This is a genomic window from Prevotella merdae, from assembly GCF_900290275.1.
Lineage (GTDB): Bacteria > Bacteroidota > Bacteroidia > Bacteroidales > Bacteroidaceae > Prevotella > Prevotella merdae.
This window is the reverse complement of sequence record NZ_LT985323.1, coordinates 1091146-1114075: the sequence shown is the minus strand read 5'-3', so window position 1 is coordinate 1114075 and position 22930 is coordinate 1091146. Positions and strand designations below refer to the sequence as shown.

At 45.9% G+C, this 22930-nt stretch carries 21 protein-coding genes; 7 read left to right on the top strand and 14 right to left on the bottom strand.

The genetic code is table 11. The features are described 5' to 3' along the window. Positions 1-16: 16 nt before the first annotated feature. Both C9991_RS04530 and tsaB read right to left on the bottom strand, forming a co-directional pair. Entirely contained in the window at positions 17-622 is a 606-nt protein-coding gene (locus C9991_RS04530; protein ID WP_106811391.1) for a DUF4290 domain-containing protein, read from the bottom strand. Positions 623-663: 41 nt separating this feature from the next. Beyond that, positions 664-1353: a tRNA (adenosine(37)-N6)-threonylcarbamoyltransferase complex dimerization subunit type 1 TsaB gene (tsaB, locus tag C9991_RS04525; protein ID WP_106811390.1), complete on the bottom strand. Its 690-nt coding sequence runs from the start codon at positions 1351-1353 to the stop codon at positions 664-666. A 268-nt stretch (positions 1354-1621) separates the two neighbouring features. On the opposite strand from tsaB, the gene C9991_RS04520 reads away from it, so the two are divergent. From C9991_RS04520 to nadD, 3 genes are all read left to right on the top strand, one after another. Then, entirely contained in the window at positions 1622-2497 is an 876-nt protein-coding gene (locus tag C9991_RS04520; RefSeq protein WP_106811389.1) for a YicC/YloC family endoribonuclease, read from the top strand. 186 nt (positions 2498-2683) lie between these two features. Beyond that, the gene (gmk, locus tag C9991_RS04515; RefSeq protein WP_198643745.1) at positions 2684-3247 is read left to right on the top strand and encodes a guanylate kinase; all 564 of its coding nucleotides are present in this window, start codon (positions 2684-2686) and stop codon (positions 3245-3247) included. Next, positions 3244-3813, top strand: a complete 570-nt coding sequence (gene nadD / locus C9991_RS04510; protein WP_106811387.1) for a nicotinate (nicotinamide) nucleotide adenylyltransferase — start codon at positions 3244-3246, stop codon at positions 3811-3813. Before gmk ends, nadD begins: the two co-directional genes overlap by 4 nt. Before the next feature lie 117 nt (positions 3814-3930). Here the strand turns inward: nadD and C9991_RS04505 are convergent, their stop codons facing one another. Together C9991_RS04505 and C9991_RS04500 are read right to left on the bottom strand one after the other, a co-directional pair. Next, a complete protein-coding gene (locus C9991_RS04505) occupies positions 3931-4500 on the bottom strand; it encodes a porin family protein (RefSeq protein WP_106811386.1) in 570 nt (189 codons plus the stop codon). Positions 4501-4706: 206 nt separating this feature from the next. Further along, positions 4707-6974, bottom strand: a complete 2268-nt coding sequence (locus C9991_RS04500) for a GH92 family glycosyl hydrolase (RefSeq protein WP_106811385.1) — start codon at positions 6972-6974, stop codon at positions 4707-4709. 230 nt (positions 6975-7204) lie between these two features. On the opposite strand from C9991_RS04500, the gene C9991_RS04495 reads away from it, so the two are divergent. Continuing rightward, positions 7205-8059 carry an OmpA family protein gene (locus tag C9991_RS04495; protein ID WP_106811384.1) on the top strand — a complete coding sequence of 285 codons (855 nt, stop codon included), beginning with the start codon at positions 7205-7207 and terminating at the stop codon, positions 8057-8059. Between the two features lie 207 nt (positions 8060-8266). Here the strand turns inward: C9991_RS04495 and rsmD are convergent, their stop codons facing one another. The 4 genes from rsmD to C9991_RS04475 are packed head-to-tail and all read right to left on the bottom strand — an operon-like array spanning position 8267 to position 11883. Then, positions 8267-8803, bottom strand: a complete 537-nt coding sequence (gene rsmD / locus C9991_RS04490; RefSeq protein ID WP_106811383.1) for a 16S rRNA (guanine(966)-N(2))-methyltransferase RsmD — start codon at positions 8801-8803, stop codon at positions 8267-8269. Positions 8804-8810: 7 nt separating this feature from the next. Further along, complete coding sequence (locus tag C9991_RS04485) at positions 8811-9563, bottom strand: DUF3822 family protein (protein WP_106811382.1); 753 nt, start codon at positions 9561-9563, stop codon at positions 8811-8813. A gap of 17 nt (positions 9564-9580) precedes the next feature. Next, positions 9581-10804, bottom strand: a complete 1224-nt coding sequence (locus C9991_RS04480) for a glycosyltransferase family protein (RefSeq protein WP_106811381.1) — start codon at positions 10802-10804, stop codon at positions 9581-9583. Further along, positions 10801-11883, bottom strand: a complete 1083-nt coding sequence (locus tag C9991_RS04475; protein WP_106811380.1) for a glycosyltransferase — start codon at positions 11881-11883, stop codon at positions 10801-10803. Before C9991_RS04475 ends, C9991_RS04480 begins: the two co-directional genes overlap by 4 nt. Positions 11884-12021: 138 nt before the next feature. Here C9991_RS04475 and C9991_RS04470 point away from each other — a divergent pair, with 138 nt between their 5' ends. Both C9991_RS04470 and C9991_RS04465 read left to right on the top strand, forming a co-directional pair. After that, entirely contained in the window at positions 12022-13044 is a 1023-nt protein-coding gene (locus C9991_RS04470; protein WP_106811747.1) for a hemolysin activation protein, read from the top strand. Between the two features lie 109 nt (positions 13045-13153). Then, a complete protein-coding gene (locus tag C9991_RS04465; RefSeq protein WP_106811379.1) occupies positions 13154-14614 on the top strand; it encodes a carbon starvation CstA family protein in 1461 nt (486 codons plus the stop codon). Between the two features lie 18 nt (positions 14615-14632). Here C9991_RS04465 and radC read toward each other — a convergent pair whose 3' ends face one another. The 6 genes from radC to C9991_RS04435 all read right to left on the bottom strand — a co-directional run bounded on the left by radC (position 14633) and on the right by C9991_RS04435 (position 20718). Then, positions 14633-15343, bottom strand: a complete 711-nt coding sequence (gene radC, locus C9991_RS04460) for a RadC family protein (protein WP_106811378.1) — start codon at positions 15341-15343, stop codon at positions 14633-14635. Positions 15344-15472: 129 nt separating this feature from the next. Then, positions 15473-15841, bottom strand: a complete 369-nt coding sequence (locus C9991_RS04455; RefSeq protein WP_106811377.1) for a four helix bundle protein — start codon at positions 15839-15841, stop codon at positions 15473-15475. Positions 15842-16131: 290 nt separating this feature from the next. Next, a complete protein-coding gene (locus C9991_RS04450; RefSeq protein WP_106811376.1) occupies positions 16132-17145 on the bottom strand; it encodes a glycosyltransferase family 2 protein in 1014 nt (337 codons plus the stop codon). Between the two features lie 239 nt (positions 17146-17384). Further along, the gene (gene efp / locus C9991_RS04445) at positions 17385-17951 is read right to left on the bottom strand and encodes an elongation factor P (protein ID WP_106811375.1); all 567 of its coding nucleotides are present in this window, start codon (positions 17949-17951) and stop codon (positions 17385-17387) included. 147 nt (positions 17952-18098) lie between these two features. Next, entirely contained in the window at positions 18099-19079 is a 981-nt protein-coding gene (locus C9991_RS04440) for a helix-turn-helix domain-containing protein (protein WP_106811374.1), read from the bottom strand. A 352-nt stretch (positions 19080-19431) separates the two neighbouring features. Continuing rightward, positions 19432-20718, bottom strand: coding sequence for an IS1380 family transposase (locus tag C9991_RS04435; protein ID WP_106811373.1), 1287 nt, complete (start codon positions 20716-20718; stop codon positions 19432-19434). 161 nt (positions 20719-20879) lie between these two features. Between C9991_RS04435 and C9991_RS04430 the strand changes: the two genes are divergently transcribed. Beyond that, positions 20880-22781, top strand: coding sequence for a BspA family leucine-rich repeat surface protein (locus tag C9991_RS04430; protein ID WP_157949361.1), 1902 nt, complete (start codon positions 20880-20882; stop codon positions 22779-22781). The last annotated feature ends 149 nt before the right edge of the window (positions 22782-22930 follow it).

The window sequence follows — 22930 nt, the reverse complement described above, 5'->3', positions numbered from 1 at the left end:
GTATTATGGGTATATGTTATTTGCGTCTGCGTTGTTGTTTCTTCTCCATGCCACGTGCTTCAGGTACAAAACGTTCAAAGCGGAATGAGCCTAAGTCGAGCTGCACCTTTCCGTCGGTATATCGGGCTAAGTCGGATGCCACCTTCTCGTTATCGCTTGAGCCGTGCCCCCACAACATAAGGTCGCGCTTCATTTGGTTTGCAGCCAAGCGCACAAGTTCCTCACGGTCGCGGCCTTCTGGCATATCCTTCAGCATATTGAGCACTTCAAACATCATGTTGCCATAATGGCGCACTGGTATGCGCTTCATTGGATAAGCCATAGGCTTTGGCTTCTGCATTATCTTGTGTGCCTGCTCTATGTCGACGGGATAGTCGATATCAAGCTTGAAGTTGCTCATCAGTGCCAGGTGGTCCCATAGCTTGTGTTGTAGGTCGTTGCTGTCACCTGTGCGTGGCGCCATACGCTCCATAACACGAACAATGGCCTCGGCACAATGCTGTCGTTCGGCACGTGTAGGCAGAGCCACACAATGGTCTACCATCTGCTGTACCTCGCGTCCATACTCTGGCAGCACAAGACGCTCGCGCTGGGTGTTATAATCGAGTCCTTTTATATTCATACGTTTCTTTTTCTTTATTACGGGGTTTAGAGGGGGCGCGACTAAAGCAGTTTCTTCGACTCCTTTGCCACGAAGTCCTTGAGGTAGAAGGGCACGAAGTAGGCCACATCCTCAAACTTCTCCTGTGCTATCCTACGCTCTGCAAGTGGATACATCCACTTAGCCAAAGGCTCAACACCTTTTATAAGACGGGCATTGGGATGATTTATCACCTCCATACACTTCTCGGCACCATTGCCAAAGAAGTAGACCGGTCCGCGGTCGAGATACTCCTTGTATGTGTCGGCATCTACCACGTCGGCACGTATGCCACGCACCTCCTTCAGGGCGCGGTCGTACACAGCCGAGTATACCTCCATGCGGCGCGCGTCTATCATCGGGCATAGCAGGGCGCCCTCCTCCACCTCCTCGCGCAGCAACACCGGCACAGTCATAAGCTCCAGTGTTGGTACCGAGATAAGCTTGAGGTCCTGGCCAAAGCAGATACCTTTAGCCATCGATGCACCTATGCGCAAGCCGGTGTACGAGCCAGGTCCCTGGCTTACAGCTACGGCATCAAGCGGTATGGCGTGGCTGTCGGCAAACGACATGGCCTCGTCGACGAAGGTACCGAGAATGACGGCATGATTTGGTCCGTCATGGTCTTCTTTGGAGAAAATACAAGCGCCGTCTTGACTAACGGCTACAGAGCACACATTGGTGCTCGTGTCAATATTCAAAATACACGACATCCTAAAAATAATTTTCTGTTCTATATGAGGCTTATAGCTCCTAACCGTCCGGACTTTAACACAAAAAATTACGCCCAACGGCTAACAGCTTGCCTCTTCATACATATATGTGGATGCAAAGATAGCACAATTCGGTTGAATAGACGATTATTTTGACGACAAAATAGGCATTACTTTGGAAAATAATAAGTATTTTTGCATCCACGTTAGGCACCAATGCCTAATGCCAACTTATACACCAACAAGATAACTTATACACACATAAGATATGATATTATCAATGACTGGCTACGGCAAGTCTGTCGCAGTCTACAACGGAAAGAAAATTAATGTCGAAATCAAGTCGCTCAACAGCAAGGCTCTCGACCTATCTACACGCATCGCTCCGCTCTATCGCGAGAAGGAGATGGAGATTCGCCAAGTCATACAGCAGCGTGTGCTGCGTGGCAAGGTAGACTTTGCTATCTGGATTGAAAAGGATGCCGCAAGCGACGCAACTGTAATAAACGCTGCTATAGCCGAGAACTACTGCCAGCAGATTAAGGCAATTGCACAACGCTGCAACATACCCGAGCCTGAAGACTGGTTTGTTACGCTTATGCGTATGCCGGACGTTACGGCAAAGACTGAGGTTGAGACTCTTGAGGAAGAGGAATGGACTGTTGCACGTGCTGCCGTAGACGAGGCTATAGACCAGCTTGTGGCATTCCGCACACAGGAGGGAGCTGCCTTGCAAAAAAAGTTTGCCGAGAAAGTGGACAACATCGAACAACTGCTCCACAGCATTGAGCCTTATGAGAAGGCCCGTGTCGAGAAAATTCGCACTCGCATCGTAGATGGCTTGAAGCAGATTCCTGACGTAGAGTACGACAAGAACCGCCTTGAGCAGGAGCTTATCTACTACATCGAGAAGCTCGACATCAGCGAGGAGAAGCAGCGCCTTGCCAACCACCTCAACTACTTCCGCGAGACGATGAACGAGGGACACGGACAGGGCAAGAAGCTCGGATTCATTGCCCAGGAAATGGGTAGAGAGATTAATACTACTGGCTCTAAGAGCAACAATGCCGAGATGCAGAACATCGTGGTGAAGATGAAGGATGAGCTGGAGCAGATTAAGGAACAGGTGCTGAACGCATTGTAGAGTTTTGTGTTTTGAATTTTGAGTTTTGAATTGTCGGCTGCGCCGATTAGGAATTATTCAATTAGGAATTCAGAATTCGTAACTCAATAATTCAAAATGCGCAAAGCGCACAATTCAAAACTCAAAACTCAAAATTGCCTACGGCAACAACTCAAAACTCAAAATTCAAAATTCAAAACTCCCAATATGGGCAAACTTATAATATTCTCCGCTCCATCCGGTAGCGGCAAAAGTACAATTATCAACCGACTAATGCAGCATCCTGAGCTGCATCTCGCATTCTCAATATCTTGCACCTCACGTGCTCCACGTGGCACAGAGAAGAATGGTGTAGAGTATTTCTTCCTCTCTCCCGAGGAGTTTAAACAGCGCATTGCCAATGACGAGTTCCTCGAATACGAGGAGGTTTATACCGACCGCTTCTACGGCACACTTAAGCAGCAAGTGGAGACACAGGCTGCGCGTGGCGAGAACGTGGTGTTCGATGTCGATGTTAAGGGCGGATGCAACATCAAGCAGTTCTATGGCGACCGCGCCCTTAGCATCTTTATACAACCACCTTCTATTGAAGAGTTGCGCAAGCGCCTTACCGGCCGTGCCACCGACGCGCCTGAGGTTATAGAGCAGCGTATTGCCCGTGCCGAGTTTGAGCTGTCGTTTGCTCCTAAGTTCGACCGCATTGTTGTAAACGACGACCTCGACCGTGCCGTTGAGGAAACTCTCGGTATTATCAAGGAGTTCTTGGGATGATAAGAACGGGCATCTACGGGGGCTCGTTCAACCCCATACACAATGGTCATATCGCTATAGCCAAGGCTATGCTTAGCCTTGGCGCCATTGATGAGGTATGGCTTATGGTGTCGCCACAGAACCCACTTAAGCAGGCAGCCGACCTACTGGACGACAAATTACGTCTTGACATGACGCGCCATGCCGTTGAAGGTATCAAGGGTATAAAAGTGTCCGACTACGAGTTCAGCCTTCCGCGCCCGTCGTATATGTGGAACACGCTGCAACATCTGTCGCACGATTATCCCGACCGTCAGTTCTGTCTGCTCATAGGTGCCGACAATTGGCAAGTCTTCGACCGTTGGTACCATGCCGATGATATCATCAGCCACTACCCTATCCGCATATATCCGCGACGTGGCTACGATATCGATACAGCCTCGCTACCACCTACAGTGAAACTTGTAAATACGGGACTTTATGATGTAAGCAGCACGCAAGTGCGCGATATGATAAGGCGTGGCGAAAATCCTTCGCTGCTCATACCACAAAGCATAGCTGCCCAAGCTATCGAACTATACAAATAGAAACAATAAAGACTATTACGCAACCATAGGAATAATGGTCGTAAATGTTTTAGTAACTAAAAAAGCCAGGACGAAGCATTGCTCACGTCCTGGCTTATATTGAAAAAACGGGATATATTAGAGATCAAACTTATATCCGAGTGTAATCTGGAATACGCTGTGCTTATCCTTTGCACCATCAACGTCAAACACCTTGGTTACACCAAAGTTGTAACGTCCGTCGAGAACAAAGTTCTGATACTCGTACGATACGCCAACAGGAATAGAGAGGTCTACACCATTAGCCTTAAGAAGCTTGTCACCATCTACAGAGACACCATCTGCGCTATACTTATAGTTAACCTTGAAACCTGGCTGCAAACCGAGCTTTACAGCAAAGCCCTTGGCTACGTATACGTTGGCAAGGAGAGGTACATTGATATAGTCGAGCTTTACAGTAGCGTCTTCAACCTTGCATCCCTGCATTGAATAGAGAGCGCCGAAGCTTACGCTAACGATATCAGTTACCTGATACTCAAACTCAGCACCTGCTGCCAAACCAATGCGAGCATCCGACTTATCCTCATCTGTGAGGTCGGCGATGTTCATACCAATCTTAGGCTGCAATGTAAAAGAGCCAACTGCGTGCTGTGCATAAGATGCTACAGAAGCGAGCATTACTACTGCTGTAAGAATTAATTTCTTCATACCATTTAAGTTTTAATGTTACACAATAGGTTAAAACATTGTCAATAGTTCACTTTTTCTGCATTTCGTATTGACAGATGCAAAGATATGCTAAATATCTTTAACGGCAAAACAAATTTAATGTTTTTTATACCTATTTACCGCCATATTGTTCTAATCGTAAGATTTTATAGTCAAAATGGGTTATTCACATACTTATTGCCACTTTATTTCCTCAATTTTATATGTAGTAGCTTTCCTTCAACCAACTGCTTATGCGACACACGATAGCCATTAAGCCGCTTGCCACCAAGGGTAATAGAACCTATATAGAGTTGCGACGGCGAAGTGCGGTCGGTAGTTATGGTTATGTCGCCATTAGGATAATACTTAGGGTCGAGATGCAGCGTTACCTTTGAGAACACTGGCGTTGTGAGCGTGTAGTAAGGCGAACCCGGACAGTCGGGATACAAGCCCATCATAGAGAATATAGCCCAAGCCGACATCGTTCCACAGTCGTCGTTGCCTGGAATACCGTCGGGCTGTGCCTTGTAGTATTTCTCAAGCAACTGCTTTACGGTCTTCTGCGTGCGCCACTCTTCTCCCTTAAAGTAAGAGAATAGGTACGGATAGGCTATATCGGGTTCGTTGGCAGGGTCGTATAGATTCTTGTCGAACACCATCTGCAGCTTATCGACAAACCGTTTTGGTCCGCCCATCAGCTTGGCAAGTCCCGCTATATCGTGCGGCACATAGAAGGTATAGTTCCAAGCCGATCCCTCATGGAAGCCTGGTGCATTTGAGAAGTCAGCTCCATCCTCCGGATTAAACGGGGTTAGGAAATTGCCGTCCTTCTGTATTGGGCGCAATGTTCCACTCTCCTTATTATAATAATGTATATAGCCAAGCGAGCGCTTACGGAACAACTTAGCGTCGGCTGTCTTGCCCAGCGACTGCGCAAGCAAGGATAGAGCGTTATCGGCAACATAATACTCCAAAGCGTGCGACACAGAGTTGTCGCCCGACAAATCGGCTGCATACTCACCCATTGGTATATAGCCATGTGTGTAATAGTAGTCAATGTCAGGTCGCATCTTGTTCTGATTGCCAGGCAATGTTGCCGAGGCACGGAAAGCCTTGTATGCCGTGTTTATGTCATAGCCGCGTATGCCCTTAAGCCAAGCATCGGTTATGATGGGAATAGAAGGGTCGCCCTCCATTGTCCACGTCTCACGACCATACAATTCCCACTTGGGCATCCATCCCCATTCCTTATACATATCTATCATAGAGCCTATCATCTGCTCTTGCTTGTCGGGGAAGAGCAAGGTTTGCAGCTGAGTAAGATTGCGATATGTGTCCCACAATGAGAATACTGTATAACGGTTGGTTGAAGTCTTAAGTATCTCGTCGCCCTCCATACATGGATACTCGCCGTTTACATCCTGTAGGATATTGGGATGAATCTGTGTATGATAAAGAGCTGTGTAAAACACGCGGCGCTGTTCGTCGGTGCCGCCCTCAACAGTTATCTTGCCAAGTGTTTTTGCCCATACATCATGCGACTCGCGTTCTACACGGGCAAAGTCACGAGTTGGCTGTTCGGCATCAAGATTCTCTCTGGCATTGGCTATACTTACAAACGAAACGCCAACCTGCACCTCTACCTGCTCGCCTTCCTTAAGGTCGAACGACATAAAATATCCAATGTCATTGCCTGCCATATCGCGACCATAGTTGTCGTATATCTTGTACTTTCCGCTATACACATCCCAATCTTTTGCAGCACCCTTAAGCTCGGGTTGCTTTTTCCAATAGCCACTCTTTTGTGGAGTTTTGCTCACACGCACAACAAAATACATAGGAAATACAGCCTGCGGATTGTAACAGAAAGTGCCAAGCAGACGCATACCCTCAAACTCGATTGAACTAACGCGACGCAATGTTGCTCCCACCTCGTTAGTCAGTCCGTTGCCAAGGTTAAACAGTAGGTTGCCCTGTCCTGACGGAAAGGTATAGCGTTCGATAGAGGTTCGCATTGTAGACGTCACCTCGCAATGCACGCCATACTTCTTCAAGTAATTGCTGTAATAGCCTGGTCGTGCCACCTCATCGGTATACTCCGAACCATACGAGCGGTAGTCTACATCAAGCTTGCCGGTTGTTGGCATTGTTAGCAACGTGCCCATCTCTGGGCATCCCACACCACTTAGTGTTACATGTGCAAAGCCCGTAAAATACTTGTTGTTATACTCGTATGGCGCCGACCACCACCCACGGTCCTTATCCTTAACGTTAAGGTCGGACCCCATAACGTTAAAAGGCACTACAGACATCAATGCATGCGGACGCACAGCACCCGGGTTGCACACGCTATAATTGGTTGTACCTATAAAGGGGTCTACATAGCGAGTGTTGTCTGCGGTATGGGCAAAGGCGGTTGTGGCAAACAGAACAAGAATAAGGCTTGCAAATATTATTTTTACTTGTTTCATAGATTGGTTTTTATTTAGCTGGCTGTTTATGGTTTACTACAAATGCAAATGTAGATATTTTATACGAAACAGACAACATCAAGTTAAAATAAATTAAAGCCATTCAACATTTTAGCTTTATAAACGTTATAATTATGAATGGTATAAACTTAATGTGCTAACTTTGCACCCAAATAGTGATTATACTGACAAATTAAAAGTAGAATAACAACAAAAAAAAGAAGAAAGATATGAAGAAAGGTAATGTATTAGCAATCGCTATGTTTGCTGGCTTGCTTACTATCACAAGCTGTGCAAGCAAGAAGGATTTGGAGAACTGCCGCCTTGAGAATAGAGAGCTCAGCGGAAACTATCAGGACACTAAGGAGCAGCTCGCTGCATCTAAGGCTCGTGTGGCTTCGCTCGAAGACCAGCTCGCACAGGCTAAGAAGGATTATGCATCGCTGCAGGGTTCACTTGACAAGAGCCTCAACAACGCAAGCGCAAACAACGTTAATATCTCTAAGCTCGTTGACCAGATTAACGAGTCAAACCAGTACATACGCCACTTGGTTGAGGTTAAGTCGAAGAGCGACTCGCTCAACATGGTGCTCACCAACAACCTTACACGCTCGCTTAGCAAGGAGGAGATGAAGGAGGTTGACGTTCAGGTTCTGAAGGGTGTTGTTTACATCTCGCTTGCCGACAACATGCTCTACAAGAGTGGTTCGTACGAAATTAACGACCGTGCCGCCGAGACTCTTAGCAAGATTGCAAAGATAATCATGGACTATAAGGACTATGAGGTGCTGATTGAGGGTAATACCGACAACGTGCCTGTTAACGCAAGCGCTGCTACAATGAAGAACATCCGCAACAACTGGGACCTCTCTTGCTTGCGTGCTTCAAGTGTTGTTCAGGCTTTGCAGAACCAGTATGGTGTAGACCCTAAGCGTCTTACAGCTGGTGGACGTGGCGAGTACAACCCTGTTACAACCAACTCTACCGAGGTGGGCAAGCAACGTAACCGCCGCACTCAGATCATCATCACTCCTAAGCTCGACCAGTTTATGGACCTCATCGACAAGGCTCCAGACAACGAGTAATGACTTGCTGATTATAACTCTATAAAAAATATAACGTCAATTATACGATTGTTCACCAGTCGTATAATTGACGTTTTTTTATTGATCAAAAACGATAACGTATTCATCAACTTATGATAATATATTAATCAACTTATGATAATATATTCATAGCCCATCGAATACGTATTCATAAATTCATATATACGCTTCCCTTAAAAAGCAACTCTATTCTTTGCGGAACAACGAGAAGTTTACGCTGCCATACGAGCGGTGCTCTACAAAGCCCGGCACTGCCGAGAAGTCGTTGTGCTTGCCATGCTCGAAGACGAGCAATCCACCAGGTGCCAGCATGTCCTTTGCCAGTATAAGCTCAGGGATAGTGGGCAGACTGGGCAGAGCATAAGGTGGATCGGCAAAGATAAGGTCGAACTGTTGCTTGCACGACTTTATGAATCGGAACACATCGCCACGTATCAGGATGTTGTCCTCTACACCTATCTTGGTCATACACTCGCGTATAAAGGCTGCGTGATCACGGTCCATCTCTACGCTTACTACAGGCTTGCAACCGCGCGACAACAATTCGAGCGATATGCTGCCTGTTCCTGCAAATAGGTCGAGAGCACGTGCTCCCTCCATATCTATATAGCCATTTATTACGTTGAATATATTCTCTTTGGCAAAGTCGGTTGTAGGACGAGCCTTGAACGAACGTGGAATGTCGAAGTGGCGTCCCTTGTATATACCTGTTATTACTCTCATACCTGATTTAAATTTTTACGTTTCGTATATTCCTAATAAACTGGCGCAGCTCCTTTAGCAACGCCTCCTGACCCGTGATTGAACCTGCCAAGCACAGCACATCCGACGGCTTCATGCCGAGCGTCTGCCATACATTTAGGATGAAGTAGGCTGCATCGGGCGTTAGCGACACCTCAAACGAACTGCAAAAGCGTACACGTCCCTTGCGAAAAGCAAACATGTCGACACGCTTGTCGTGGAAGTAGCAAAACAGCTTCTCCTGAAATCCTCCGTACGAGCGACGGCAAAACTCCACCAGAATAGGTGCCAATAGCGGCATGAACTTTACGTTACGGAACATCTCGGTAAGCACAAACCGAAGGTCCTTGCCCACAGCATATGCCGCTACCACATTGATTTGGTTGATAGGCGTACCCTCTACATCGTCTTGCTGATGCTTGGTGTTGGCATAATGATAGAGCTGTGGCATTGTTTCAGCATCAAACTCCTCGGCAGGAATAAGCAGCAAGGGAGTGTCGACAAACACGGTGGCTGTGTCGAACACTGGATGATACTGCGATGGTACAGCTTGCTCTTGCAATCTGCCCGGTGCCGATTGCGCCTTCAGTATATGGCATTCGGCAAGCGCCTGGCGCAGGTTGGCAGCCACGGCAATGCCCGTCTTCATATTGTATTGCTCGAAGTCAGTCTGTCCCTCAATCACGGTATTGGGTGCCGTAAAGGTGATTGTGGAGCGTGTTATGCGTATTGTTATATTCATATTACATGGGGTTGTTGTCAATTGATGCCTCTTAATGTGTTAATGCAGAGCACCAGAAGCACTGCCGCAATAATAGCCAAGACAAGATTGACAAGTTTTATGGGGATGTATAATTGCTTGCTCTGAGCCACTGCCTCCTTCAATACGGCTGCCACCTCGCGTGCACACTGTCGGTCGTTGAATCTCTCTTCGGCTATCTGCCTGCCCTTCTCGCCCATACGGCGAGCCTCATCGGGATGCGAGGCAAGATAGCTTATGGCACGCTGCCAACCCTCTACGTCGCCATATTCTACAGATATGCCGCAACCTTCGCTGTCGATATCTATTGGTATCTGAGGGTTTCGGCTGCACACCATTGGCAAACCTAAGCCAAGAGCCTCAACCACGGTGGTTAGTCCGGCTGTATAGCGTGTATGCTTACAGCATATCGCCACACACTGGGCCTTAGCCACATCAAGGGCTATCTCGTAAGGCAAGATTCCGCATATCTCGCGAACGGCTATATTGGCAGCAGGCTTGTAGCTGCGCACGGCTTCAAGATTTGGATTGGGCACACTTGGGTCGGGATTGATGCCGATATACAGTTTCAATGGCAGACCAGTGCGGTTGAACGCCTCTATTAGGGTACGCTGGTCGCGTTGCTCCTTGCCTGTAGCTATAAAGACGAATGGATGGGAAGCGGTTGCCGATTCACGTGTAGAGGCTTTGTCGCCATTCTCATTGTCAGCTTCTTTCTCCTTATTCTTTATACGGTCGTAAAAGTCAAGGTCGGCTCCCCAATGTCCTACAACCATCCGTTTAGGACTGGCCTTGGGCGAGTGCAGCGAATCGTCAACAAGCTTCTGCGAGAAGAATATCAGGCGATCCATACCACGATAGAACAGTCGGCCACCCCACTCTCTCAGTTTGCTCTTTGGAGTAACTATAGGTTGATGATGCCACACCACTATGGGCTTTCGAAAGATGCCAAGTGCGCGCAAAAGGACGAGCAACTCCACTCCTTTATAGTGCGTGGCATATACGGCGTCGATGTGCTCATGGCACGTCAGCACCTGCCAAGCAGTATAGATAGCGGTCCTAAGACGCGACTTCTCCTTGGACGGCGAACGATGATACACTACGTCGATGCCTGAGCTGGCAAGATGGCAGGCTCCGTAAAGGAAGTGAGATGGGAACTCGCCCTGTTGCATCTTGCTCAGACAATACTGTATGTTCTGCGTATGATAGAAGTAGACTTTCATTTTTTATTGACAAGATAACTGTAGTTGTATACTTGCATAAAGGGATGCAGCAATGCGCGTACCATTGCCACGGGATCCTTCTCGTAGGTGTAGAACAACACATGACGATAGCGCACATAGTAGCGCCACAGCGAGAAGAGCGACGAGATGCCACGGCCACACTCGGCATTAAGCAAGCGTATGCCGTCGGCAAATATCCGGTTGTCGGCTGTCGGCACATTAGTATTGGCTTCTTTAGTATTGACATTGGCTGTCTTCATAGCCGCATCCTTTGCCATAGACTTACGCCACACCCACTCTATAAACTCTCGGCGTGCAGCAAAGTGTGCGTTCATCCACGGCTTTACACTAAACCAATGTGTCAATCCAAACCATGCCATAAAGGCTGCATTGCCCGAAGTGCGCACACGATGGGTATCATACTTTACGTATGTGGCAGCCTCGGCATATCGGCGTTGGCGCACAAGCACGCGGTCTATAAGACTTATGCTGTCGAGTGCCGCTGCTGCTGTTGCCGTCATCACGTCATAGCATGTGCGGCGATATATCTCTGGCTGTTCATCCTCGGTAGGTATATAGTCGAGAAGCGAGCGGCGCAACATTTGGCAATGTCCCATCATCGACGCGTAAAATAGACGTATAAGGTTGCAGTTGGGACAGCGGCTATCATAACGCACTGGCGCTCCGGTATCCGAGAATGGTTCCGAACGGCACACGCACATCATCAATCCGTCTTTCATTGCTGCTGCCTGCTCATCAAGCTTTGTTGGCAACCAAATGTCGTCTTGGTCGCAAACAGCTATCAGCTCGCCGGTAGAACGGTGCATGGCCGAGAAGAAGTTGCGGTTGATGCCTTGCTGTGTGGCATTCTGATAAATGCGCACAGACACACCATCGGGTGCCTTGCGGGCATACTCATCGAGCACCGCCATTGTATCGTCGGTAGAACCATCGTCCTGCACTACTATTTCGCCAGGCAGAACGGTCTGCGAGAATATGGAGTCGAGTTGTTCGCGAAGATGACGCGACGCACCATTATAGGTGCACATCACTACGGAAACTGCCTTGTTCTGTTTCATAATGTGCAAAGTTACAAATTATTATCGATAGTATTCATTCCACAACAATAAAAACAAGCTAGCTTGTTTTGTATTGTCCACTATTTGCACTAACTTTGCATAATCTCTATATAAGATACTAACTAAATACAAATGATTATGCCTCTAAAACCATACAAGACGGATGTCGCCGTTCTAATTCTGTTCTTCAATCGTCCCGACCATCTGCAAAAGGTGTTCGACGAGGTGCGCAAGGCACAACCTTCCAAGCTCTTCCTGTATCAGGACGGACCAAGAGGCGAACGCGATATGGCTGGCATTGAGGCTTGCCGAAGCATAGTAAGCAACATTGACTGGGATTGCGAGGTTCACCGTAAGTTTCAGGAGCGCAACTATGGATGCGACCCTTCCGAATACATATCGCAGAAGTGGGCATTCTCTATTGTCGACAAGTGTATCGTGTTGGAAGATGACGACGTGCCGTCGCAGTCGTTCTTCACCTTCTGCAAGGAGATGCTCGACCGCTACGAGCATGACGAGCGCATAGGTATGATTGCCGGATTCAACCCCGAAGAAAAGCTCGATGGATATCCTTCCGACTATCTCTTTACATCGGTTTTCTCTATATGGGGCTGGGCATCATGGCGTCGAGTTATAGACAAATGGGATGCCTCGTACGCTTTCCTTGACGACCCTAATGCAATGAGGCAAGTTGAGGGCATTATGCGACAGCGCCAACTATGCCGCGACACTCTGCGTGCGTGCTACGACCATCGCGCTTCGGGCAAGGAATACTACGAAACCATTTTCTGGGCGTCGATGCTTCTCAACTCGGCTCTTGCCATTATGCCTACACGCAACCTTATAAACAATCTCGGCGCTACAGACGGCTCGACACACTATACTGGCTCGTTACAAACAATGCCACGCCGAATGCGCCGTCTGTTCACAATGAAGAGGTTTGAGTTTGATGCTCCTTTGCGACACCCTCGATATATTATTGAGGATGTTGACTTTAAGGAAAAGGTGTACCGCACATATGCCTACGGACATCCTTGGATCAAGGCGGGACGCTCTATGGAGGAATTGTGGCTAAACCTGAAATACGGCAACTTTGGACATATAGCTCGCTCGGTGGCTAATAGGGTTGCCAAGATTCTTGGCAAGGACAAACACTGGTAATAAGGATAGAGTATAATAGTTTATACCATCAATATAAAACTGACAAAACGTTATCTATTCTCAATAAAAAGTTATAATTTTGCAACTCGATAACTAAAAACAATGAGTAATGATAACATTTCTAATCTCGTTCGCAGCCCTTATATTGGGCTACACAGTATACGGTAGATTTGTGGAGCACGTGTTTGCTCCCGACAACCGTTCCACCCCAGCAATAGCTCAAGCCGATGGCATCGACTATGTGGCGATGCCTTATTGGAAGGTGTTTATGATACAATTCCTAAACATTGCAGGCACTGGACCTATCTTCGGAGCCATTATGGGAGCCAAGTTCGGTCCGTCGGCTTATCTTTGGATTGTGTTTGGTTGCATCTTTGCAGGTGCCACACACGACTATCTTTCGGGTATGCTGTCGATGCGCAATGGCGGAGCCGACCTTCCATCTCTTGTACAGAAATATCTTGGCGGTGCTGCATCCAAGATATTGCTGGTGTTTGCTGTGTTCTTGCTGGTAATGGTAGGCACAGTGTTTGTATATAGTCCGGCTGAGATTTTGGGACATATAGGCGGCAGCAAACTGATGTGGGTAGCCATAATCTTTATCTATTACATCATTGCCACTATGTTGCCTATCGACAAAATCATAGGCAAGGTGTATCCAGTCTTTTCTTTCTCGTTGCTCTTTATGGCTGTGGCTCTTATTGCGGTATTGCTTATCAAGATGCCTACCTTACCCGAATTGTGGGATGGACTGGGCAATATGGGCAAGCAAACCGATGCCGCAAGCTTTACCGAGGACATTTTCCCTTGTCTATTTATCACCATAGCCTGTGGTGCCATCAGCGGTTTTCATGCCACACAAAGTCCGCTTATGGCACGTTGTCTGAAATCCGAGCGCAAGGGTCGCCCCATATTCTATGGCGCAATGATAACCGAGGGTTTTGTTGCTTTGGTATGGGCTACGGTGTCTATGTGGTTCTTCTACGATGCTCCACAGCCTGGCTACGAGCAGATTGCTGGCGCAACGGCTACCGGATATCATACATCTGCACCTATGGTGGTTAGCCTTGTGTGCAACGATTGGCTCGGCATGGTGGGTGGTGTGCTTGCCATGCTTGGTGTGGTTGCTGCCCCTATAACAAGTGGCGACACCGCTTTCCGTTCGGCAAGATTGATTATCGCACAAGCAATAAAACTTGGTCAGCGCCAAAAGATGCACCGTATATATATATGTGTGCCTCTGTTTGCCGCTTCGCTGGCTATGCTGTTGTGGCAGATGGAAAATCCGGACGGATTCAACACAATATGGAAATACTTTGGATGGGCTAACCAAACATTGTCGGTATTCACGCTGTGGACTATCACTGTGTACCTTGTCCGCGAGAAGAAGCCTTACATTATAACCCTCATACCGGCACTGTTTATGACTGACGTGTGCACCACATTCCTTATGGTCAGCAGTTCGGCATTCGGTCTGCCTAACGCTGTGGGCTATCCAATAGGCGCAATAGTCGGAATTGTGGCTGCCGTTTGGTTCTTTGCATGGAAGAAAAGCTATGCCAAGGGTTAAGAACGAACATTTAGGTGTTCATATTTTTCCCTCTTCGGCATAGCTGTAATACTTGCCATCGGTCACAATAACATGGTCTACCATATATATGCGCATAACCTCCGAGGCTTGCTTTAGCTTAAGTGTCAGACGGTCGTCGTCGCCACTTGGACGCGCATTGCCCGACGGATGATTGTGTACAAGTGTCAATACGGTGGCATTGTTGAGCAATGCTTCGCGCAGTATGATGCGCACATCAACGGCTGTTTCCGACAATCCGCCATGCGACAGGCGCACTGCCTTGATTAGACGGAAGCGCTGGTTCATAAGCAATACCCACGCCTCCTCGGTATCAAGGTCCTGCATCTTGGGATGCATATAATTGTATACAGCCTGAGCTGACCCCATGTCGGGTCGCTCGGCAACATTAGTAGCTTGTCGCCGCTTGCCCAACTCGCAAGCGGCGATTATTGTTATTGCCTTTGCCTCGCCAATGCCTTTGTATTGCATAAGCTCGTAAAGTGACATCTTGCCAAGCGTATTCAAGTTGTTGTCGCAGTCTTTAAGTATGCGTTGCATAAGGGCGACAGCACTCTCTTTTGTCGAGCCCGAACCTATGAGTATGCCGAGCAGTTCCGAATCGCTCAAGGCTGCTGCGCCATGCGCCATAAGCTTCTCGCGCGGACGGTCTTCCTCTGCCCAGTTGGTTATGGAGAGTTGAGAATTGAGAGTTGAGGGTTTAGAGTTCATAGTTGAGAGTATGGAGAGTTCAGAGTTGAAGGTTGAGAATTGAGAATTGAGGGTTGAGGGTATGGAGAGTTGAGAGTTCAGGGTTGAGGGTTGAAGGTTGAAGGTTGAGAGTTCTGGGTTGACCGCGTCTCATATACAATTTCTTTCTTTTGTTGTTTTTATTATCTTTACGAGAATTCTTACTATCTCTTGAATATCATTATTCATTGATAAATACTGAGCCTCTGTTATATATTCCCCTCCATAAAGACATTTCAGCCAATAAGTCGTTTCGTCAGCTTCCTTTAAAGCAATACTTAGCTTACTTATAAAGTCGGATGTACTTTGAGCATTCCTGCTTTCATTCACATTGGCTCCGACGCTTGTTCCACTCCGAAGTACCTGCTTTGACAAAACACGTTCGTTCATATGTGAAGAAAGATATTTGTACATCTTTATCACCCTTATTGAAAAAGCTTCTGACTTTTGTTTTATTATAGATTCTTTCTGAGGTAACATATCAATAGATTTATGGAGAGTTGAGGGTTGCAAGTTGAGAATTGAGGGTTGAGGGTTGAGAGTTCAGGGTTGAGGGTTGCGAGTTGAGAGTTCAGAGTTGAGAATTGAGGGTTGAGGGTTGAGAGTTATGATTAGTTTTGTTTTGATCGCATCTCATATACAATAGATTTTCAACAGATTTCATTAATCAATATATACAATCGTTTTAGCATTAAGAGTAATCATAACTCTCAATTCTCAACTCTCACCTCTCAATTCTCAACTTTCAATTCTCACCTCTCAACTCTCAACTACTTGTAGAATGTCTTTTCAAAGGCAGAGAACTCCGACTTGCCACACACGCAGCGTTTCCACCACGACTCGATAAAGCCGAAACCATAGCCCATAAGCTGGATATATGCCGACGCTATGCTCAAGACACCTATCTTGACACTGTGGTTCTCGCGTGACGAATCGAAGAATATCAGTACACAGTATAGTACGAGCGGCACTACAGGCAGCCACGCCAACGACGGTGCCAAGGCCAACAGCACAATACATAGCAGCAACATCGACAGCACACCCACTGTGAACACCATAGGCAATAGATGCACAAGCTTAAGCGATTCGGGATACTTCTTGTAGAGATTGATGCGCGCTATACCAGAATTGTATACTTGGCGGAAAAACTTGCGGAAGTCGGTGCGGCGCTTATGCCATACCCATGCTTCGGGGAAGAGACGGCATCTACAACCTGCCTTGAATATACGTATGGAGAAGTCGATGTCCTCGCCAAAGCGCATCTTCGAGAAGCCCTCCAAACGTGCATAGACATCACGGCGCACTCCCATATTGAACGAGCGCGGATAAAACTTGTCGAGCTTCTTCTTGCCGCCACGTATGCCACCGGTTGTGAAGAACGACGTCATCGAATAGGATATGGCTTTCTGCGTGTCGGTGAATGACGGATGAGCGCAGTCGGGACCGCCAAAGGCATCTGCTGGATTGGCTTCAAGTTCATCGTTAACTGCCTTTAGATAACCTTCGGGCACAACAACATCCGAATCGAGAATAAGCACATACTCGCCCTTAGCACGCTCCACACCGTAGTTGCGGCTCTGTCCTGGTCCGCTGTTGGGCTTCTGAAAGTAGTGAAGGTCGAGACGATTGGCATACTTGGCACACACATCACTACAAGTTACAGCCGAACCATCCTCAACAACAATCACCTCAAAATCTTTTACTGATTGACGTGTAAGGCTGTCGAGAAGTTCGTCTACCTCATCGGGACGATTGTATACTGGGATTATAAAACTATACCTCATAGGAAAGTGAAAAGTGAAAAGTGAAGAGTGAAAAATTAAGAGGGAAAAGTGAGAAGTGAAGAGTGAAAAGTTGGAAACGAAGAGTGAAGAGTTGGAAACGAAAAAGAGTAAAAAAGCAGAAAGCACCATTATCGGACAAACATCAACCGTTATCCCCAATGCTTTTTACTTTTTTACTCTTTTACTTCTTTACCTTTAACAGGCTTTTTACTCTTTTACCTTTTTACTTTTGAAAGCCATTACTCCTTAACGCGCTGCAAGTAGCTGCCGTCGCGAGTGTCAACCTGTACGAGGTCGCCTTCGTTAACGAAGAGAGGCACACGAATCTCAACGCCAGTCTCGAGAGTAGCAGGCTTGAGAGAGTTTGTAGCAGTATCGCCCTTGATGCCTGGCTCTGAGTGTGTGATGCGGAGGTTGGTCTTAACCGGCATCTCACCGAAGAGCACAGTCTCTGTAGAAGCGTCAGAAACAACTTCGATGATGTCGCTCTCCTTCATAAAGTCAACACCAGTGATGAGGTTGCCTGCGATTGGAATCTGGTCGTATGTCTCCTGGTTCATGAAGATATAGTCATCGCCCTCCTTATAGAGGTACTGATAAGGACGACGCTCTACGCGTACATCCTCGAGCTTCTCGCTGATATCGAAGCGACGCTCCAAAACGCGGCCATCAACAACGTTCTTCAACTTAACACGCATAAATGTGTTACCCTTACCTGGCTTTACGTGAAGGAAGTCGATGACGAAGAACAGCTTGCCATCCATACGGATGCAAGTTCCCATCTTGATGTCTTGTGAATTAATCATTGCTTTTATTGTTTTTATATGTATAATTTCAGAATATCGGTGCAAAGGTACTGAAAATCACGGATAAAAACGTATGCTAACTCATTTTTTTGCGATATGCTTTACTTTTTTAGCTCTTCGAATAATAGAAGTGATACAAACTGCAATTTACACATTCTTATAATCCAACAGAGCGCGTCTAAGATCAGCATCTTGCGCCAACCCTAATTTCTTGCGGATGTTGCCCCTCACCGTGCTTACATTTGACGCACTCTTACCCAAAACTTTTGAAATATCATTAATGGCAAGCCCTTGCTCCACAAGTCGGCACACATCAAGCTCGGTAGGCGTAAGCATAGGGAAACGTTCGTGCATGTCTTTGCGTTGGCAAGCCTGCATGTGTTCTATTTGGTTTGCCACTTTTATGATGTTGTGCAACGTCTTTTTGTCGAGTTGCGCCATCAGTTCCTTATTATAAACGGCGGCAGTATCTTGGGCTTTTGCAAGTTTTAAGAGAGCCAGCAGCTCGTTCTTTCTCATGTTGAACACATTCAACACTTGGTCTATGGTGTTGGCATAATCGTCGAGTTCCATTTGCTGCTCGTGTAACAGCTTATTAGCCACGAAACCAAAAACGGTGGTTGCAACACTCGTAAAACCAAATATAACAAGCAGCTGACCATACATCGAATTGTCGGTGATATAGTGGCAGAGGAACATTGATATTATATTTATGCACGTGCAGACAAGCGAAATGCGGGGCAAGATAGAAATGCTGGCTATAAGCACAAGGATGTAGCAAACAGTTATGTTGACCGTAGTGAGCATGGGGTCGTGCAGCCCCATAGAAGCTAAGAGCAACAGTCGCACATTTTGTATAATTATAAGGGATAAGAGGAAAGCGCTCATTATATACTTCAGCTTTTTTGGTCCTTTTACTATATATACAATGAGTGCCACTGCCGACACCACAACGTAGCATGCCGAGCACGCCAAGGCAGGCTTATTTGTCAAACCGTAGGAGCCAAAGAGATGAAGACCAAAGAGCAGTATGGAGATAGGCGCAAAGGTTAGAAAGATGAGCTGTCGGAAGTAATCACGGCGCCCCACCCTTGTGCGATCAAAATATGTGTGTAGGCGATTATTCATATTTCTAAGTTTAGTATTTTACCCTACAAAGGTAGTGCTTTTTTATTGATTTTGCGTCTTTTGCGTCTCTTTTTTACGTTTTTGCGTCATTTTGCGTCTGCCTAAAATTGAGGAAATATCATCATTATTGGTAAATTTGCGGATGGATTGATGTGCTCCTAACGTCTATAACTTCTGATTTTATCCTCAAATCCGCAACCTATAGGGTTTAGTGGGATTTTGCTTGCAAAGCGACAAAATTCATTTTATTGTACATATTTCTTGCACAACAGAAATGTCGCAGACACAAAATCCCCTTACCCCATAAAGCGACTTGAGGTAATACGCTGGTTTAACCAGAAAAGCATGGTCTTTAACCAAAGTCTGTCTTGAACAGGTTGGCATAAGCATTGTTGTCTGAGTAAATGTTCAATACATGCCTACGTGATGTCTTAATCCATTTCGCAGGAACAGAGATGAACTTGAAAACAAAGGTCTTGATTCTGCTGGTGGCACGCAATCCAAATTCATGGGTTTTCAATCTCTGCATAATAGCTTTGTAGAAGTTTCTGATGAGAGCTGTCATAAGCAGGAATACAGTATTCTGTGCCATGAACGATTTTGGCAATCGATTCCAGCCAAAGCCATTGTTCATGTCATCGAAGATGCGTTCCTTGCCACCACGAAGATTGTAGAATTCCACGATGTCTCTTGCACTCGACTTGTAATCGTTAGCCAGTATACATCTGTAGGTATATTCGCCTTCCCAAATGTCAAGGTCTCCATCTATTCGCCTTTGTCTCTGTATGACAAGACGATACGGTTTTCCTTTCCATTTCTCAACAAGGATAGAATTCAACTCAAACTCAATACCGTTGATTTCAACAGTTTTCCATCCAGTTAAGGCAAACATGGAATCGTAGAAAGAAGAGCATCTGTTGGCACGAATATAAAAATGCCTGCAATGAGCCTCTACCATATCTACGATTTCCTCCGAACATGAGCCGCAATCCATGCGGGCACGAGAAATATATATTTCCGAAGCCTCCAATCGCTTGAAGATTCTTTCCAAAGTTTCTTTTTGGTTGAAGCGTACGTTTGTGTTGCCGTCTCTATTTTCAATACCAACAATCATGTCGTTAATGACAGCTACGCCTGGACTATAGCCCAAGAACTTCTTGTAGGTTGGTTTTGCATCATACTTCTCTGTTTCAATGAACTGATGGTCAAAGTCAAAATCATACTCTTGACCGGATTTCAATTGACCAGTAGCAAGCAGGGCATTGACCAGTAAGCAGTTCATCTTGTCTGCAGTATTGAAATCATAGGATTTGCCAGAAGCAGACTTATAGGTGATGCTCTTAAATGTCAGTTCTTCGATAGCACGTAATATGGTGTCTGCGCTGCAAGTGCGAAGAGTTGGATGAAGAGACAAATGTTTCATCAGGTGAGTTGTAACATCCTCAATGCATGAGCCACCACAAAGATATACGCACATCAGAGAGCGTAGAATCTCGCTATATTGATAACCAAACATAGTGCATCTCAATCCCAAGGTGGAATCTATGGTTTGAGCTAAAAGAGCATCAAATTGCTCCATAATCGAAAAAATTCCCCCAAAAGGAGTGAGTTTCTCTGATTTAATTTGTATCTTTGACATGTCATATTAGAGTTTTGCTTGTCTTCTTTTCGCAACACTAAGGTAAGTGAAAATTCTGACATGGCAAAATCCTGGGTAACTTTTTGTTGCTCAGGCACTTATAAATAATGTTAAACTATAGTGTTGCGGAATTAAGGTTTATCAATAATAAATATTTGAAAATGAAAAATTTTACTTTTAAAAAAAACGTGATGCATGGACTTGCTATCAAGTTTATGCTCCTTATGGTGTTCCTACTGGGCATAGGTACAAGTAACGCTTTGGCAGAAAAAACACCATACGCGGTGTTTGATGATGCGACAAAAACGCTCACATTCAAGTATGAAGAAAAGGAAACACTCGGGACAAATGAATATAAGTTGAATCGGGGGAAGAATTTCCCCGTCTGGTGTGATTTACATAAATCAGAAATAACTAAGGCTGTATTTGCCCCTTCTTTTGCAGAAGCTCGACCTACCACTTGCGCATATTGGTTCAGTTCTTGTAAAAAACTGAAAAACATTGAAGGCATCGAGTTTTTGAACACAGAGAAAGTTGAAGACATGGGGGGCATGTTCAACGAATGTATATGCCTTGAAAATCTTGACCTGTCAAAATTCGACACGAAGAAGGTGACAAATATGAGAAATATGTTTTATAATTGCCAAAAACTCAAAACCCTCGACTTGTCAAGCTTCGAGACTGATATGGTGACGAACATGGAATCCATGTTCTATAATTGTATATTACTCAACACCCTTAAACTCACAAATAAGTTCAACACACAGAAGGTAGAGGATATGTGCTCCATGTTCAATAGCTGCAAAGAACTTAAAACAATCAATTTGTCAGGCTTCGACACGCAGAACGTGGAGGATATGAGGTATATGTTCAATCTTTGCAAAAGTTTGGAATCTCTCGACTTGTCAAACTTCAACACGCAGAAAGTAACGCTTATGGATAACATGTTCAATCAATGCTTACAACTAACCTCACTCGACTTGTCAAACTTCGATACACAGAAAGTGACGAAAATGAACAACATGTTCTATTATTGTACAGGATTAAAGACCGTTGATATCAGCAACTTCAATACGCAAGCTGTAAAAAACATGGACTCTATGTTCGGATACTGCACTAACCTCGCAACTATTTATGTTGGTGAGAATTTTGTAACGACCAATGCAAGCTCTAGTAATAATATGTTCTATAATTGTCAATTGCTCAAGGGTGCTCTTCCTGAGTATAACGCAAATAAGACCGACCGCAGATTCGCCAACTACAAGACTGGCTATTTCAGCAAGCTGGTAGGCAAGAATGGTAATGACAAGATTGGAGCAGCGGGGGAACCTCTTGCAGCGTACAATCTCGCTCTTGACGACAACAAGGACTTCGTGGCTTACGAGCCGTTCGCTGCTAAGGCGGCATCTTATAGCCGCACTATTAATACTGGTAATACTGGTAAGACTGGCACTACTTGGGCTACGCTCTGCTTGCCTTTCGAGGTGTCGCTTGAAGGCCAGAACTTCCGTGCATTCAAGCTCCTTTCGGCTGATGATGCAAAAGAAGCTGTAGAACTCGAAGAGATAGAGACAAGCATCGAGGCTGGTACTCCTGTTATCATCAAGATGAATGAGGGCGCAAAGTCGCTCAGCTTCTCTGTAGAAAACACAGCGATAGCAAAAGATGTTCAGACATCAAAGACAGATAATAGCAACTATCAGCTCCAGGGCCTCTACACCCAAAAGGTGTTCAACAAGGATGCTGACAACAACTGCTACATCGTGAAGGGCAACAAGCTGATGAACCCTGCCAAGCTGTTGGAGAAGACAAAGGTACAAAAGGTGGCAAGCAAGCCGTTCCGTGCTTACATGGTAGACAACTCTTCTGCTCCTACTGCTGGTGCCAAGATGTTCAGCATCGGCTTCGACAACGACGGTACTACAGCCATCGACAGCCTCAACACTATTGCAGACGACAAGGCTGAATACTACGACCTGCAAGGCAAGCGTCTCAACGAGCCTCAAAAGGGCATCAACATCGTGAAGCGTAATGGCAAAACAATGAAAGTTATAATCAAATAAACACTTTTAACGATATGGAAAAGAAAGAATATATAAAGCCTGAAATGAATGTCTACCAAATGGAGACACAAGCTATACTCGCAGGCTCTAATATCAAGATAGCTACAGAAGATGATTACGACGAAGAATCGGTTAATGACTATCGCGAT

Bases quoted from the DNA above. Each gene is read 5' to 3' on its own strand.
- C9991_RS04530 (WP_106811391.1), bottom strand. From the start codon at position 622: ATGAATATAAAAGGACTCGATTATAACACCCAGCGCGAGCGTCTTGTG.
- tsaB (WP_106811390.1), bottom strand. From the start codon at position 1,353: ATGTCGTGTATTTTGAATATTGACACGAGCACCAATGTGTGCTCTGTA.
- C9991_RS04520 (WP_106811389.1), top strand. From the start codon at position 1,622: ATGATATTATCAATGACTGGCTACGGCAAGTCTGTCGCAGTCTACAAC.
- gmk (WP_198643745.1), top strand. From the start codon at position 2,684: ATGGGCAAACTTATAATATTCTCCGCTCCATCCGGTAGCGGCAAAAGT.
- nadD (WP_106811387.1), top strand. From the start codon at position 3,244: ATGATAAGAACGGGCATCTACGGGGGCTCGTTCAACCCCATACACAAT.
- C9991_RS04505 (WP_106811386.1), bottom strand. From the start codon at position 4,500: ATGAAGAAATTAATTCTTACAGCAGTAGTAATGCTCGCTTCTGTAGCA.
- C9991_RS04500 (WP_106811385.1), bottom strand. From the start codon at position 6,974: ATGAAACAAGTAAAAATAATATTTGCAAGCCTTATTCTTGTTCTGTTT.
- C9991_RS04495 (WP_106811384.1), top strand. From the start codon at position 7,205: ATGAAGAAAGGTAATGTATTAGCAATCGCTATGTTTGCTGGCTTGCTT.
- rsmD (WP_106811383.1), bottom strand. From the start codon at position 8,803: ATGAGAGTAATAACAGGTATATACAAGGGACGCCACTTCGACATTCCA.
- C9991_RS04485 (WP_106811382.1), bottom strand. From the start codon at position 9,563: ATGAATATAACAATACGCATAACACGCTCCACAATCACCTTTACGGCA.
- C9991_RS04480 (WP_106811381.1), bottom strand. From the start codon at position 10,804: ATGAAAGTCTACTTCTATCATACGCAGAACATACAGTATTGTCTGAGC.
- C9991_RS04475 (WP_106811380.1), bottom strand. From the start codon at position 11,883: ATGAAACAGAACAAGGCAGTTTCCGTAGTGATGTGCACCTATAATGGT.
- C9991_RS04470 (WP_106811747.1), top strand. From the start codon at position 12,022: ATGCCTCTAAAACCATACAAGACGGATGTCGCCGTTCTAATTCTGTTC.
- C9991_RS04465 (WP_106811379.1), top strand. From the start codon at position 13,154: ATGATAACATTTCTAATCTCGTTCGCAGCCCTTATATTGGGCTACACA.
- radC (WP_106811378.1), bottom strand. From the start codon at position 15,343: ATGAACTCTAAACCCTCAACTCTCAATTCTCAACTCTCCATAACCAAC.
- C9991_RS04455 (WP_106811377.1), bottom strand. From the start codon at position 15,841: ATGTTACCTCAGAAAGAATCTATAATAAAACAAAAGTCAGAAGCTTTT.
- C9991_RS04450 (WP_106811376.1), bottom strand. From the start codon at position 17,145: ATGAGGTATAGTTTTATAATCCCAGTATACAATCGTCCCGATGAGGTA.
- efp (WP_106811375.1), bottom strand. From the start codon at position 17,951: ATGATTAATTCACAAGACATCAAGATGGGAACTTGCATCCGTATGGAT.
- C9991_RS04440 (WP_106811374.1), bottom strand. From the start codon at position 19,079: ATGAATAATCGCCTACACACATATTTTGATCGCACAAGGGTGGGGCGC.
- C9991_RS04435 (WP_106811373.1), bottom strand. From the start codon at position 20,718: ATGTCAAAGATACAAATTAAATCAGAGAAACTCACTCCTTTTGGGGGA.
- C9991_RS04430 (WP_157949361.1), top strand. From the start codon at position 20,880: ATGAAAAATTTTACTTTTAAAAAAAACGTGATGCATGGACTTGCTATC.